Below are 14,712 nucleotides of genomic sequence, written 5' to 3'. Positions count from 1 at the left end.
GCTCCGATCATTCACTTCAAGTGATGGATATGCGTCAGGAATCATCACTTTACGCGAATGATCTTCCTGGGGAGACTGGAGGGAGGCCCCGCTCGCGTCAAAGGAGACCCCCATGAGCACTGTCGCTCCTCACGCCGGCCTCACCGGCGCGCGTTCCCGCTCCTTCACCACCCCCCACTCCCTGACCCTTGACCAAGCCGAGCTGGATCGCCTCCAGGCTCTCGCGCCGGCTGTCGAGGCCCAGGTGCGCCGCTGGCTCGAGACGGCAGAGACGATCCCTGGCGACGCCGCCGGTGAGCAGTTGGCCGACGTCCTCCGCGACCCCGACGGGCTGGACTTCACGGTCCGCTTCGTCGACGGGGTCATCCGCCCCGAGGACCACGCAGTCGCCGCCCAGACGCTGCGCGAACTTGCCGCCCGGCCGCCCAAGTTCGTCCCGTGGCCGATGCGCAAGGCCCTCCAGCTCGGCGGCGGCATCGCGCCGCTCGCCCCCGCGGTCGTGGTCCCGATCGCCCGCCGCGTGTTGCGCGAGATGGTCAGCCATCTGATCATCGATGCCACGGACGCCCGGCTCGGGGCAGCGATCGCAAAGATCCGCAAGACCGGCGTACGCCTCAACATCAACCTGCTCGGCGAGGCGGTCCTCGGCCGACGAGAGGCCGATCGGCGTCTCGAAGGCACCCGGGCACTCCTCGAGCGGGACGACGTCGATTACGTCTCGATCAAGGTCTCCTCGACCACGGCCCCCCATCAGCCCTGGTCCTTCGCCGAGACCGTCGACGAGGTCATCGAACGACTCCTGCCCCTCTTCCGGTTCGCTGCGTCCAGCCCGACCCCGAAGTTCATCAACCTCGACATGGAGGAATACAAGGACCTCGCCATGACGCTCGAGGTCTTCACCCGCCTCCTCGACCATCCCGAGTTGCACAACCTCAACGCGGGCATCGTGCTGCAGGCCTATCTCCCCGATGCCCTCCCGGCGATGGAGCGCCTGCAGGAGTGGGCGGCGCGACGGGTCGATGCGGGCGGCGCACCGATCAAGGTGCGCCTGGTCAAGGGGGCGAACCTCCCGATGGAGCGCATGGATGCCTCCTTGCACGGCTGGCCGCTCGCGACGTGGCACACCAAGCAGGAGAGCGACACCCACTACAAGCGCGTGCTGTTGTCCGCGCTCACTCCGGATCGGGTCCGCAACGTCACCGTCGGAGTCGCGGGCCACAACCTGTTCGACGTGGCCTTCGCCTGGCTCGTGGCCAAGGAGCGTGGGGTCGAGCACGGCATCGACTTCGAGATGCTGATCGGCATGGCCCAGCAGCAGGCCGAGGCCGTCCGCCGCGATGTGGGCGACCTGTTGCTCTATACCCCTGTCGTCCACCCCAAGGAGTTCGACGTCGCGATCGCCTATCTGATTCGCCGCCTCGAAGAGGGCGCGAGCCGGGACAACTTCATGTCCGCGGTGTTCGAGCTGGTCGACGACCAGGCCCTCTTCGCGCGCGAACGGGACCGCTTCCTCGCGTCTCTCCAAGGCCTCGCGGTCACAGCGACGCCGACCCATCGGGTCCAGGACCGCACCGAGCCCGCACGGACGGAGCAGCCGACGAATGGGTTCCGCAACGCCCCTGACACCGACCCGTCGCTCCCGGTCAACCAGGAGTGGGCGCAAGGTATCCGGGAGCGGGCCCGAACGTCCGCCCTCGGCGTCGAGGCCGTCGACAGCAACACGGTGACGACGACCGAGGAACTCGACCAGCGGATCCGCACCGCGCTGGAGGCAGGCTCCCAGTGGGCCGCGCTGTCCGGCGATGAACGCGCCGAGTTCCTGCACCGCGCCGGTGACGTGCTCGAGGCCCGCCGTGCGGAGCTCATGGAGGTCGCTGCGGCGGAGGCCGGGAAACTCATCGATCAGTCCGATCCCGAGGTCTCCGAGGCGATCGACTTTGCCCACTTCTATGCCGAACTCGCCCGCTCGCTCGATCGGGTCGACGGCGCCCGGGCAGAGCCCGCCCAACTGATCGTCGTCACCCCACCGTGGAACTTCCCGATCGCCATTCCCGCCGGGTCCACCCTCGCCGCCCTCGCGACCGGTGCGCCCGTCATCATCAAACCCGCTCCCCCGGCGGTTCGCACGGGCGCGGTGATGGTGGAAGCGTTGTGGGAGGCGGGCATCCCCAAGGACGTGCTGCAGCTCGTCAACCTGTCGGAGAACGATCTGGGCGCCCAGTTGATCAGCGATGAGCGGGTTGAGCGCATCATTCTCACCGGTGGTTATGAGACGGCCGAGCTCTTCCGGTCCTTCCGGCCGGATCTGCAGTTGCTGGCCGAGACATCCGGCAAGAATGCCCTGATCGTGACGCCCCATGCCGACTATGACTTGGCGGCGAAGGACGCGATCAACTCGGCCTTCGGCCACGCCGGCCAGAAGTGCTCCGCCGCGTCACTCCTGATCCTCGTCGGACAGGCCGGCCGGTCCCGGCGCCTGCGCAATCAACTGCTCGACGGCGTCCACTCCCTGGCCGTCGGTCGCCCGTGGGACGCGACCGCCCAGATGGGTCCGATCATCGCCCCCGCAGAGGGCAAGCTTCTGCGCGGCCTGACCACCCTCGGCGAGGGAGAGAACTGGGTTGTCGAGCCCCGCAAGCTCGACACCACCGGCGAACTGTGGAGCCCGGGCGTGCGCTGGGGTGTCCGGCGCGGCAGCGAATATCACCTCACCGAATATTTCGGTCCGGTCCTCGGCATCATGCATGTCGACACCTTGGAGGAGGCCATCGAGATCGCGAACGAGGTCGACTATGGCCTGACGGCGGGCATTCACTCGCTCGATCCGGACGAGATCTGCCTCTGGCTGGACCGGATCCACGCCGGGAACCTGTATGTCAATCGCGGCATCACCGGCGCCATCGTCCAGCGGCAACCGTTCGGAGGTTGGAAGCGCTCCGTGGTCGGTCCGACCACCAAGGCGGGCGGGCCGAACTATCTCGTCCCCCTCGTCGACTGGCGCCCGGTCCCTGCGACCGCGGGCCGCGCGCCCAGCCATCCCGGGGTCGGGACCGTCCTCGAAGCGGCGGCATCCGTGGCCGCGACGCAGCCCGACGTGATCACCACAGAGGAGGCCGAATCGCTGCTGCGGGCGGCCGCCAGCGACGAACTCGCCTGGGCAACCGAGTTCGGGGTCACCCGAGACGTGCAGCAATTGCTGGCCGAGCGTGACCTGCTGCGTTATCGACCGATGCCGGGCGGCGTGATCCGGCTCGCCGAAGGTGGTCGGGTGGCCGACCTCGTGCGGGTCATCGCCGCGGCACTTCGCGCAGGGGCCACCCCGGACGTGTCCAGCGCCGTCGAGTTGGCACCTGCTCTGCGGGCCGCCCTCGCGGCGGTGGGTCTCAGGGTGACGGTGGCCGAGGACGCAGCGTTCAGGGCCACGGCCCGCCGGCTGCCTGCCTCGCGCATCCGGTGGATCAGTGCCGACCCCGCCACCGCGGCGGCCGGCGTACGCGAGCTCGCCGAGGCGACCGGAGGACGGCCCGACCTGGCCGTCGTGGCGCAACCGGTCACCGAAGCCGGACGTGTCGAGATGCTGCCGTTCCTGCGGGAACAGGCGATCGCCATCACCGCGCACCGATTCGGAACGCCGAACCAGCTGACCGACCACCTGATCTGAAAGCGGCCGCGAGAGAAGCAACGAGGGCCGAGCGTCAGGATTCGCTCGGCCCTCGTTGCTTCCTCAGAGTCAGCCCACCGGCACCGGGGTGCCGACCATGCCGAAGAGATCCTTCGGATCGTCCGGTTCGGCCACCAGATCGATGTCGATGAAATGCCCGGTGACCGACGCCCGTTCGTGCACATAGGTCAGCGCCGAGAAGTCCTCGATCGCGAAGCCGACCGAATCGAAGATGGTGACCTGGTCGTCGCGCTCACGTCCCGGCTCCTTGCCCGCAATAACGCGCCAGAGCTCGGTGACCGGGAAATCCTCGGGTTGGTGCTGGATCTCCCCCTCGATGCGGGTCTGGGGCGGGTGCTCGACGAAAACGGGCCCCCGGTGCAGGATCGAGGGCTCCAACTCGGTCTTGCCCGGACAATCGCCACCGATGGCGTTGATATGCATGCCGCTCGTGACCCACCTGTCGAACAGCACGGTGGCATAGACCTTGTCCGCCGTGCACGTCGTCACGATGTCCGCTCCCGCGACTGCGTCCTCCGGACCCGACGCGAGGCGGACCTCGAAACCGAGGGACTGGAGGTTCTTCCGGGCCTTGACCATGGCCTCCGCATCGACGTCCCAGACGCTGAGCTCGTTGATGCCGAGGGCCGACCGATGTGCGAGCGCCTGGAACTCGGCTTGGCTCCCGGCTCCGATCAGGGCCATGCGCTCGGAGTCCTCTCGGGCCAGGATCCGGGAGGCCAGTCCCGACATCCCTGCCGTCCGCAACGCGGTCAGCAGCGTCATCTCGGCAAGCAGGATCGGATAGCCCGTATAGACATCCGCCAGCGTCCCGAAGGCAACCACCGTCTGATAGCCGCGGGCGGGATTCGAGGGATGCCCGTTGACGTATTTGAACGAGTAGTTCCGTCCGTCGCTGGTGGGCATCAGCTCGATGACCCCGAGGGGCGTGTGGCTGGCCATCCGTGGCACGAGATCGAAGCTCTGCCACCGGGCGAAATCGCCCTCGATGATGCGGCCGATGTCGCGGATGGCCCGCTCGGCTCCCACATCCTTGACGAAGGCGACCATGTTGGCAACGCCGACGAACATCGTCATGCTGCGCTCACTCTCAAGGGGCGATGATCAGCGGGTCACCTGGCGCCAGGAAGCCCCAGTGGTCCACCACGTGCTGATAGGTCTCGGTCTGCTCCTTCGAAGGACTGAACTCGACATAATCCGTGCCCTCGCGAACGAGCGAGGTGTGCCCGGCGGGGACGTAATAGGCGTCCCCGGTGACGAACACTTCCTCACCGGCCGCCGTTCGATAGCGGATCTCCCCCACGATCACATAACCCATGTGCGGGGTCTGGCACTGCTTGTCGGGCAGATGCTCATAGAAGGGGGTGGTGTCCACGTCGGCGGTCTCGGTCTCGAAGTTGACCGTCCACCCATTGGGGAAATCGCTCGAGACGCTGACTGCGCCCGGGATTTCCTGACGTCGCTCGGCGTTGTGCTTGGATGCCTTGGGCACGGGATTACTCCTTGTCTGCCGCGGTGTTTTCGAGCGTGTGCACGCGGTCGCCCCGGATCCATGTCCCGGTCACCCGTGTGTCGATGATCGTTGTCGGGTCGATGGTGAAGATGTCATCGCTGAGGGTGATGAAGTTCGCGTCGAATCCGGGCGCGATCTGGCCGGTGTTGCCGAAGTCCGCGAGCTTGGCTGCCCGACTCGTGTAGAGCAGGATCGCCTGGGGCACGGATACGGCCTGTTCGGGCACGATGTCCGCACCGTTATAGGCCTTTCGAGTGACCGCCGCCTGAATCGACATGAACGGATTGTCCGGATCGGACCACGTGGTGGCGGGCGCATCCGAGGTCAGGGCGAGCGCCTCGATGCTGGCATACAGGTCGCGGACCATATAGGTACGCCGGAATTGGTCGGGGGTCAGGTTCACCGAATAGGAGTCGTATTCGGCGAAGAAGAAGTCGACGTTGCTGGCGAGGCCGAAGTGCATCCGCGCGTTCCGCATCCGATCGTGCAGTTCCGGACTCGTGACGCTGCCGTGCTCGATCCGCACCGAGGGATAGTCCTCGAGCCACGGCTCCTCGTCGGCATAGAAGTCCACAACCTCCGAGATCGCTCGGTCGCCCATCGCATGGAAGGCGATCTGCACGTTGTTTCGCCGGGCGAAGTCGAGTGCGGCGGCCATCGTCTCCTGCGAGACAGTGCGCATGCCCGTCTCCGTGCTGTCCGGATAGGGGTCGCACATCCAGGCGGTCCGATCCGACATCGAGCCGTCCATGAACAGCTTGATGCCACCGATGGCCACCCGGCCCGTGAGGTCGGACTCGGCGAAGTCGGTCAGCCCGTCCTCGAGCAACTTGTCGAAGTGATAGTAGATCCGCGTGTGTTGACGGAACCCTTTCTCGGCGGCGGCGCGGTATTGGTCGAGTTGGGTGTATTCGCCGGGCCGACAGAACATGTCGGTCACGGCCACGATCCCGCGAGCCGCCAGGTGGCTGGTCGTTCGGGCCAGCGCCGCGGCCTCGGCGTCGAACCCTGCCGAGCCCTTTGCCTTGGAGACCGCCAGATTGGCGGCGTGTTCGGTGAGCACGCCGTTGGGTGTGCCGTCCGGTTCGCGGCCGAAGCGGGCGTTGGGCGGGTCCGGCGTCTCCGCGGTGATGCCGGCGATCTCCAGGGCCCTGGTGTTGCAGATTGCGGAGTGACAGCACGAGCGCAGCACGAACACCGGTTGGGTGGTGGACACTTGGTCGAGGTCGTGGCGGGTCGGCGTGCGCCCTTCGGCGAGCTTGGACTCGTCGTAGCCCCAGCCCTCGATCCACGTGTTCCGGTCCTTGCCGTGGTTGGGGTGAGCTTGCAGCGCGGCGACCATCTCGTCGATCGAGTGCACCTCGGGCACCGTGCAGGCGACCGCGTCGACGGTGAGCGCGATGTAGGTCGGATGGGTGTGGGCGTCGATGAGACCCGGCAGGACCACGGCACCGCCGAGGTCCCGGACGTCGGCGTCGGCAGGGATGTCCTCAGCCCGGCCCACCCAGGTGATCACTCCGGCTTCGACCGCGAAGGCGGTGAGCCAGGACGTCTCGTCGCGACCCTGGAAGATCTTGTCGTGCCGGTAATAGGTGGACATGTGCTCCTCCTCAGGTTTTGTTGGCCCACTGGGCCTTGCCCATGCGCACGGCGGCAACCGAGGCGAGGATGAACAGACCGACGAGGATCGGCGCGAGGCGCATGCCCAATGCGTACTGCCCGAGGTTGCCCAGGAAGCCCCACAGCGGTGCGCCTATCGCGTTGCCGGCGTAGTAGAGGGCCACCGCGAGCGCGAAAACCCGGCCGAAGTCACGGGGACCGACCGCGGCGGCCATGACGAGTGGGGGTGTGACCGTGGCGTTCGAGATGCCCGCAGACATGCCGACCATGGCGGCGAACATGAGTGCGGTGTTGCTGCCGTAAAGCATCGAGGGCATATAGAACAGTGCCGCGACCATGAGGGCCAGGGTGACCAGCATCATGCCGATCAGCCCGATCTTGTCGTTGAGAATGCCCAGGATCGGTTTCCAGAACACCAGTGCGATGGTCCAGACCATGAACAGCGTGGAATAGAACGAAATCTGCTGCGGCGTCCAGGTGGCACGATCGATGGGGTTCTCATAGGCGGCGCTCTTGAACACGATGGAGAGCACCTGCGTCACCGCAACGGCCACGCCGAACAGGAAGAACCCGGCGGCCGCGATCCAGAACGCCGCCGACCGAATCGCCTGCTGGTAGGTCAGCCCCGGCAGGACGGCATTCGGATCGGGACGGGCCGGCCCCGCAGCCCCTTCAGCCATCCCATAGGGCACCAGCCCGACATCACCTGGCTTGTTCTTGATCAGCAGCAGGGCCGGCAGGATCACCAGAGCCAACAGTGCTCCGGCCATGAGCCACACGGCCGTGCGCCAGGCATCAGGCGCCTGCGCCATCAGCGGCGGCAGGATGAAGGACCACAGGAAGCCGCCGACGCCGGTGCCGGCCAGCACGATGCCCAGGACGAGCCCCTTCTTGGCCACGAACCACGCGGTGACAAGTGCGGGCGGGATGAGGGCCAGGCTGGCGCCATAGCCGAGACCCATGATGATGCCGGCGGCATAGAACATCGCGCTGTTGGTCGAGACCGCGAACACCGCCAGTCCCGCCGCGATGACGATGCCACCGACGACGAGCATGACCCGGGCGCCATATTTCGCCAGCAGTCGACCCGAGAAGAACATCAGCGGCACCACGATCGCGGCGGTCATCAGGCTGAAATAGATCAGGAAGGCGGCGGCGCCGCCGTTGATCGGGGTCCGGCCGTCATCGGCCGTGTAAAGATTCGCCACGACGGGCGCCGTCACGAGCGACAGCCCGGACAGGACGACCGATGCAGCGACCATGACCAGCGTCGTGCCGATCACGACGACCCAGTGCCGGACGGTGCTCTGGCCGGTGGGTGTGGGCGGGCGCTCGGTGGGCGCGGCGGTGGGGACGGACATCGGGGGCTCCTGGGTGCTCAAGGACGGTCGATGCCGAGCTCGTGATTGATGATGGCCAACTGGGTGGCCACCCCGTTCCCGAGCGTGGGATGTTCGACGACGTCGAACTTCGGATGGTGATTCACGAACGGCAGGCCCTGGGCTGCGTCGCCGCCGTTCACGAAGACGAATGCTCCGGGCACGACCTTGAGGTAATTGGAGAAATCCTCGCTGCCGCTGCTCGCCGGCACGACCTCGACGTTCTCCGGGCCGACCGCGTGACCGGCGGCCTCGATCACCACGTCGACGCACTCGTCGTCGTTCACCACGATGTCGTAGGGCGGCACCCAGTCGAACTTGTAGGTGCAGCCGTAGGCCATGCAGATGCCCTTGACGACGGTCTCGGCACGCTTGTAGGCCAGGCTGGACGCCTCTGCGGACGTCGTGCGGATGGAACAGCCAAGCTTCGCGGTGTCGGGGATGACGTTCGGTGCCTCACCGGACTGAATGCTGCCCGGGTTCACCACGACCATGTCCGTCGGATTCATGTTGCGGGACACGATGTGGTTGAGTGCCACGACGATCTGCGACGCACACAGCACGGGATCCGTGCCCTTGTGCGGCATCGACCCGTGGGCGCCCTGACCCTGGATGCTGAGAAAGAAGCCGCCCGCGCTGGAGGTGGCGGCGCCACGGCTGACATGGATCGTGCCGATGGGCCCGTTCATCACGTGGAAGCCATAGATCCGGTTCACACCCTGCAGGACGCCGGCGGCCACCAGATCCCGCGCGCCGCCCGGATTCAGTTCCTCGGCGTGCTGGAAGATCAGCTTCACGGTCCCGCCGAACTTGTCCCGGTTCTTGCTCAACACTGCAGCGGTCCCCAGGAGCATCGCGGTGTGGGCGTCATGCCCGCAGGCATGCATCACACCGGGAACCTCAGACGCGAACGGCAGGCCGGTCTCCTCCTGGACCGGAAGGGCGTCTGTATCGGCCCGTAGCGCGATCGTGCGGGTGGGGTCCTCGATCTTGCCGGTGCCCTTGACGACGCCCAGGACGGAGGTCTCGGTTGGTTTGCTCGCCTCGACGCCCAACTTCTTCAGCGTGGCCATCAGGAAGTCGGCGGTTTCGAACTCCTTGAACGACAGCTCGGGATGGGAGTGCAGATAGCGTCGCCAGGCCACGACGCTTTCGAGAGGAATGGCAGGGGTCTTCAGGCTCATGGTCATCTCCACGTCATTGGGGCGTGCCGTAATTTTGATGGGCGGGAACGCCATCAGGACGCAGATTCGGAAATATCCCAACTTGATCGATTCCGTGCCAATTTCTCCCGAAAAGGGCTTAACGTTCGACCATGCATGACGAACTCGACCTGCAGATCGCTCACCTCCTGCAGCTCGATCCGCGCATCCCTTGGGTCACTGCAGCCCAGATCCTCGGTATGTCCGCCTCGAGTCTCGCCCGTCGCTGGGCCCGCCTCACCGAAGCCGGGCTGGCTTGGATCACGACATATCCCAGCCCGACCGGAGATTGCCTCACCGCTTTCATCGATGTGCAGTGCACGCCCGGTTCAGCGCCCGGGATCGCCACCGAACTGTGCCGGCACCCGACCATCCTGAGCCTCGACGAGTGCTCCGGCGGCCGTGATCTGCTGATCACGGTGATGGTCCGCAGCCAGGGCGAGCTGTCCGCTTTCGTGCTGGACACGTTGCACGCCCTGCCCGGTGTCACGAACACCCGCTGTTCGCTCGTCACCAACCTGCACACCGAGGGCAGCAGTTGGCGGTTGGACGCCCTCGATCCCGAACAGCAACGGGCCGTGCAGGCGCAGATGTCCTGCGGACAAGCCGGCGGCCACCCGGCCCCTCCGGACAGTCGGCTCCTGCGTGCTCTCGCTCAGGACGGCCGGGCAAGTGTGGCGTCGTTGGCCCGTGAGGTCGGGCGTCCTTCCAGCACGGTGCACCGCGAGCTGGGCCACCTGCGTGGTCACCGACAGGTGGTGTCGCGCTGCGATGTGGCCCCCGAGCTCTCGGGATGGTCCATCGAATGGTCCTGGTTCGCCAACGTGCCGATGGGCGCCAAGACCGCGGTGATCGAAACGCTGCGGCACCGCCCGGAATTGCGCATGTGCGCCTCGACCACGGGGGCGGCCAACCTGGTGTTCAGCATGCGCGCCCGACACTTCGACGAACTTGCGCAGTTCGAGCGCATGCTCGCCGCGGCTCACCCGACGCTCACACCGAACGAGACCATGGTGCATCTCCGGGCCCGCAAACGGATGGGCTGGCTGCTCACGCAGGAAGGCCGGGCAACCGAAGTAGTCGCCCCGGACTTCGCGCGCATTCTCCCGGAGTGCATGCCCGCCGAGACCGCGGAACGCTGGACAGCATCCCGCTGACGCGGACCGTCAGAGCGGGGCTACGGGAACCGCCGGGCCGGACTCATAGGTCGCGGTGCACTCGGCCTGCCGGCACTCGGTGCCGAGCATCTCGACCAGGATGCGGCCGGTGTTGTTCTTGGCCTTGAAGTGGCCGACGCCGTCCAGGTCCCCGGCCGCCATGTTGAAGATCGCACCGTCGGCGAGGTCGTTGTCGATATGGGCGGCAGGCGTCCCGGTCCCCACGTCGATCTGCGCACGCACGTTGTCGCTCGGCTCGAAGAGCGCACCCTGGGCGCAGTCCTCGAACCGGTCGTTGGGCGTGCAGTGCACCTGGTCATAGGCGCCGGCGGAGATGGTATAGAACGCTACCTCCGGGTGCAGGGCAGGCATGGAGCGCAGGCTGCGCGGCCCTTCGGCACCGGTCCAGTCGTTGTTCGCGTACCCCGCGCCATCCGGATGGAATCCGAAAACGTACTCCCCGAAGACGTTCTGCGAACCGCACGTCTTGGCGATCGGGTTCGCATAGCCGACCACGCGGCAGGAGCCAAGTCCCCGCAGACCGCCGGCGATGTTGACGAACCGCTCCACGCGGTGCCATCCGTCACCGCCACGGGTCTCTGCATCCCACGTCATGGCGGCCATGGACATCGACACTCCGAACGAGTGCGACACGATGTTGACCTGCTCGCTGCCGGTGTAGTCCCGGACCGCATCCACGAAGTCCAGGATCTCGGCATAGCCGTCCGGCTCGTGATAGTTGTCCTGCGGTACCTTCTGATCGGCCTCCGAGAGATAGGTGAGCCCGAACAGCTCACAGCCCGAATAGCCCGCAGCGCGGAACTCGTCATAGACGGACAGCGGAGCGACCGGGCGGTCGCCGACCGGCCCCGTGATGTCCGAATCCCAGTTGGTCGCCCGGTCCGCGTTGCCGTGGACGAAGACGACGGGCGTACGCTCCGGCGTGCAGTCTGCCTGCCCGCCGAATCCGCCGACCGCACGCTCGGTGACCGCGGGTGCCGACTCGACGAACGAATCATCGAACTGCTTGTCAGAGTTGCTGCACTTGGGGAAGTTGAACGTGCCGCAGTCGAGGACGGTCTCCGCCGCGACACCCTCCTGCATGGTCAATGCGGCGGCGCCGACGCCGACGCCACCAACGGCGAGGACAGCAGCGGGAATGATGATCTTCTTGGATCGAAGAGCGGACGACACGGGTACCTCCGAACAGGGAAAGGTGTTCACTTTCCCAAGCAAGGAGGACCTTAGCCCGTCTTCACGACGACGCGGCCTTCATCTCGCCCGGAATGGAACGGCGTCTCATCACATCTCCTCGGGCGAGCAGCCCGCCTGTCGTTACCGCGTGGCAGACCACTAGATCGCGGCTCCTGCGGCGTACTCCTCCAACGGAACCCGATCCGACCGCCACGCCTCGATCACGGGCTCGAGAATGCGCCAGCATTCCTCGGCCACATCACCGCGAACGGACAGGAGGTGGTCGCGGTCGAAAATGCGCCCGAGGATCTCCCCGTACGGCCGCAGCGGACTCTCCCCCAGCTCGGCGCCAAGCTCCGTGGTGCTCAGCCTGAGGCGTTGGGTGTCGGTGTTGGTGGCGAGGCTGAGCGCGATGCGTTGCGGGGTCATGCCGATCGTCAGGACGTTCTCCGGGCAGCCGCCCTCAAGACCTTCGGGCAGATGGCGAACGGGACGGAAACGGACCGTGATCGTGGAGCGGTCCTCGGCCAGGGCCTTGCCGGAGCGCAACAGGATGGGCACCCCGGCCCAGCGCTGGTTGCGGACCTCGAGCGTTACCTCGGCCAGGGTCTCGGTGTTGCGGTCGGCATCGACGCCTTCTTCGTCGACGTACGCCGGCACCCGCTTCCCGTCGACTTCGCCCTCGATGTAGCGAGCACGTTTGGAGGCCTCGATCGGGTCGTCGCCCCAGAGGTGGGTGCTGCGGAGGGTGTGGAGCATGAGGTCCGGCAACTCGGGCGTCGCGATGCGTGCGGGCTCCTCCATCGTGACGAGGCTCATGACGAGCAGGAGGTGGCTCTGCACCATGTCGATGAGCGCGCCGGCGTTGTCGTAGTAGCCGGCCCGCCCCTCCAGCGCGAGGGTTTCGTCGGCGACGATCTCGATCCTTTCGATCCGGTCGGCATTCCAGGCGGTCTCCAGGAGCAGGTTCGCGAATCGGACCCCGAGCACGTTGAGGACCGTGTTCTTGCCGAGGAAGTGATCGACCCGGAACACCCGCTCCTCCGGTGCCAGCTCGGCCACCAGGGCATTGAGTCGTCGAGCGCCCTCGAGGTCATTGCCGAAGGGTTTCTCCAGCGCCAGCACGAGGTCATCGGGCAGGTCCTGCCCGCATAGCCCCTCGCACGCCTGTTCGGTGGCCGCCGGCGGCAGGGCGAAGTAGAGCACGCTCGGCCCGTCCAGGTCGTTCAGCAGCGCCGCCAGCTCGGCCCCGCCGTAGTCCTCGACTTGCACCCACCGACTCGACTCCGCCACCTGCTGCAATGCCGCGCGCCCGCACTCCTGCTCGCCCAGCACGGTGCGGATGAGGTCCTGCCACTCTGCATCGGATTTCTCGGAGCGCGCGACGCCGATGACCCGCACGTGCCGGTCCCCGTTCGTGGCGAGCAGCGTGCCGAGCCCCGGCAGCAGCAGGCGGGAGGCAAGATCCCCACTGGCCCCGAGGATGACGAAGTTTATCGGCTGGGCGGACATCGCAGGGCTCCTTGGTCGACCGGCACGGGCAGGACCGACCTTAGTCACGTCCCGATCCCGTCCGGTCGCCAGGGAGAACCCTCAGCGGTGGGCGGGGTTGTTCGTGGCCCGCAGCGACGCCTGGTTCAACGGCAGGTCGAGGGCGCCGGCGACGTCGCTCCACTGGACGAAGTGGAAGTTGGTCGGATCCTGGTCCTCGTCGACCCCAGCTCCGGTGTGGGGCTCGTCGTGGACGACGAGCAGACCCTGACGGAAGTCGCCGACCGGACGGTTGGTGACGGCCAGGCCGTCGGAGCCGTTGACCTCGTCGATGTCGGACGAGGCGCCGACCCGGAAGGTGCCGAGCAGCTTGTTGTTGCCCTGGCGCTGATAGACGAGGAATTCGTCGGAGCCCTGCGACGCGAGGATGACATAACCCGTGTTGCCCTGGCCGTAGTAGAGGTCCACGCCCTCGGCATCCGCGGTGATGTTGCCGCCGAAGGGGTTGTTCTCGACCGTCGGCTGACCCGGGTTCGGCAGGCACTCGTCCGCGGCCGCGTCGTAGGTCCGCTGGATGCCGAAGTCGGTGACCTTGTCGATCAGCACCGGGGCCTTCTTGCCCTCGAGATCGATGCGCCAGAGGCCGACGTCCTCTTGGGCCGCGTACAGCACGCCGTTCGCGTTGTCGACGGTGACGCCCTCGAACTGCGGGTCGACACCCGGCTCCTCGCAGGGGGTCCAGGTGGTGCCGTTCGGCAGAGTGAACGTGCCGGGCAGCCGGAGCTCGCGCACGACGCGATAGGCGACGGTGCCGTCGGCCTGCGGCAGGATCTCGGCGACCGCGAGGTTCGTGCGGCCCTCCTGGGTCACGACCGCGTACGCCCCCTCGCCCTTCGCCGGCTGCCAGATCGCCAGGCCATAGGCCGTGGTCTCATCCTCGAGCTCCGCCTGGCTCCGGACGAACAGCCAGTCGTACCCCGCGGCGGTGACCTCGGTGAGCGGGGTGGCCGCCCGCGATCCGGCGGGGTCGATCACGAAGAAGCGCAGCGTGTCGTTGTAGCGGTCCGAGGCGACTGCCAGGTCGACGGTCCGGTCGCCGAGCTGGATGCCGTAGGCGATGTCCACGTTGTTGTAACGCCCGTCGTTGGGGAATGCGTCCGCCGCGAGCGCCTGCACCTCGCGCCCGCTCAGGTCATAGACCCGCAGCCCGCCCTCCTTGGCGGTGGCCAGGACGAGCGAGTCGTGCGAATCGGTCGGGTGGACCCAGATGGCGGGGTCGTCGCCCGAGGCATTCCCGCCCTCCTCGGAGTCATAGAGGGTTGGGGTCTGGACCCGGGCGGTGACGGTGGCCGAGGGCACCGGCTTGGTGGGCGCGGCGTGGGCCGGGGCGACCAGAACGGTCGAGCCCAGCGCGAGGAACGGGACGGCAAGGGCCGCGAGCGCGCGGCTGGTGATCTGCATGGGGTCACATTTG

10 protein-coding genes are annotated in these 14,712 nt (G+C 67.0%); 2 read left to right on the top strand and 8 right to left on the bottom strand.

The annotated features are described in order from the left end of the window. Nucleotides 1–112: 112 nt before the first annotated feature. Nucleotides 113–3,661, top strand: a complete 3,549-nt coding sequence (locus ACQ260_RS01315; protein WP_432557589.1) for a bifunctional proline dehydrogenase/L-glutamate gamma-semialdehyde dehydrogenase — start codon at nucleotides 113–115, stop codon at nucleotides 3,659–3,661. 69 nt (nucleotides 3,662–3,730) lie between these two features. On the opposite strand, the gene ocd is transcribed toward ACQ260_RS01315, so the two are convergent. Genes ocd through ACQ260_RS01290 form a run of 5 tightly spaced genes read right to left on the bottom strand, consistent with a single transcriptional unit; the run spans nucleotide 3,731 to nucleotide 9,378 of the window. Then, nucleotides 3,731–4,759, bottom strand: a complete 1,029-nt coding sequence (gene ocd, locus ACQ260_RS01310) for an ornithine cyclodeaminase (RefSeq protein WP_432557588.1) — start codon at nucleotides 4,757–4,759, stop codon at nucleotides 3,731–3,733. Nucleotides 4,760–4,772: 13 nt separating this feature from the next. Continuing rightward, nucleotides 4,773–5,174, bottom strand: a complete 402-nt coding sequence (locus tag ACQ260_RS01305; protein WP_432557587.1) for a cupin domain-containing protein — start codon at nucleotides 5,172–5,174, stop codon at nucleotides 4,773–4,775. A 4-nt stretch (nucleotides 5,175–5,178) separates the two neighbouring features. Then, a complete protein-coding gene (locus ACQ260_RS01300; protein WP_432557586.1) occupies nucleotides 5,179–6,795 on the bottom strand; it encodes an amidohydrolase in 1,617 nt (538 codons plus the stop codon). A 10-nt stretch (nucleotides 6,796–6,805) separates the two neighbouring features. Next, the gene (locus tag ACQ260_RS01295) at nucleotides 6,806–8,176 is read right to left on the bottom strand and encodes an MFS transporter (protein WP_432557585.1); all 1,371 of its coding nucleotides are present in this window, start codon (nucleotides 8,174–8,176) and stop codon (nucleotides 6,806–6,808) included. A 17-nt stretch (nucleotides 8,177–8,193) separates the two neighbouring features. Beyond that, entirely contained in the window at nucleotides 8,194–9,378 is a 1,185-nt protein-coding gene (locus tag ACQ260_RS01290) for a M20 metallopeptidase family protein (RefSeq protein WP_432557584.1), read from the bottom strand. A 131-nt stretch (nucleotides 9,379–9,509) separates the two neighbouring features. Here ACQ260_RS01290 and ACQ260_RS01285 point away from each other — a divergent pair, with 131 nt between their 5' ends. Next, a complete protein-coding gene (locus tag ACQ260_RS01285; protein ID WP_432557583.1) occupies nucleotides 9,510–10,553 on the top strand; it encodes an Lrp/AsnC family transcriptional regulator in 1,044 nt (347 codons plus the stop codon). A gap of 9 nt (nucleotides 10,554–10,562) precedes the next feature. On the opposite strand, the gene ACQ260_RS01280 is transcribed toward ACQ260_RS01285, so the two are convergent. The 3 genes from ACQ260_RS01280 to ACQ260_RS01270 form a co-directional block, all read right to left on the bottom strand. Further along, nucleotides 10,563–11,747: an alpha/beta hydrolase family protein gene (locus tag ACQ260_RS01280; protein WP_432557582.1), complete on the bottom strand. Its 1,185-nt coding sequence runs from the start codon at nucleotides 11,745–11,747 to the stop codon at nucleotides 10,563–10,565. 159 nt (nucleotides 11,748–11,906) lie between these two features. Further along, entirely contained in the window at nucleotides 11,907–13,259 is a 1,353-nt protein-coding gene (locus ACQ260_RS01275; RefSeq protein WP_432557581.1) for a glucose-6-phosphate dehydrogenase, read from the bottom strand. An 81-nt stretch (nucleotides 13,260–13,340) separates the two neighbouring features. Further along, a complete protein-coding gene (locus ACQ260_RS01270; protein ID WP_432557580.1) occupies nucleotides 13,341–14,699 on the bottom strand; it encodes a phytase in 1,359 nt (452 codons plus the stop codon). Between the last annotated feature and the right edge of the window lie 13 nt (nucleotides 14,700–14,712).

The sequence above is a fragment of the Ammonicoccus luteus genome, from assembly GCF_050880385.1.
GTDB lineage: Bacteria > Actinomycetota > Actinomycetes > Propionibacteriales > Propionibacteriaceae > Enemella.
The sequence above is the reverse complement of the archived record's forward strand: the minus strand, read 5'-3'. Positions and strand labels throughout refer to the sequence as shown.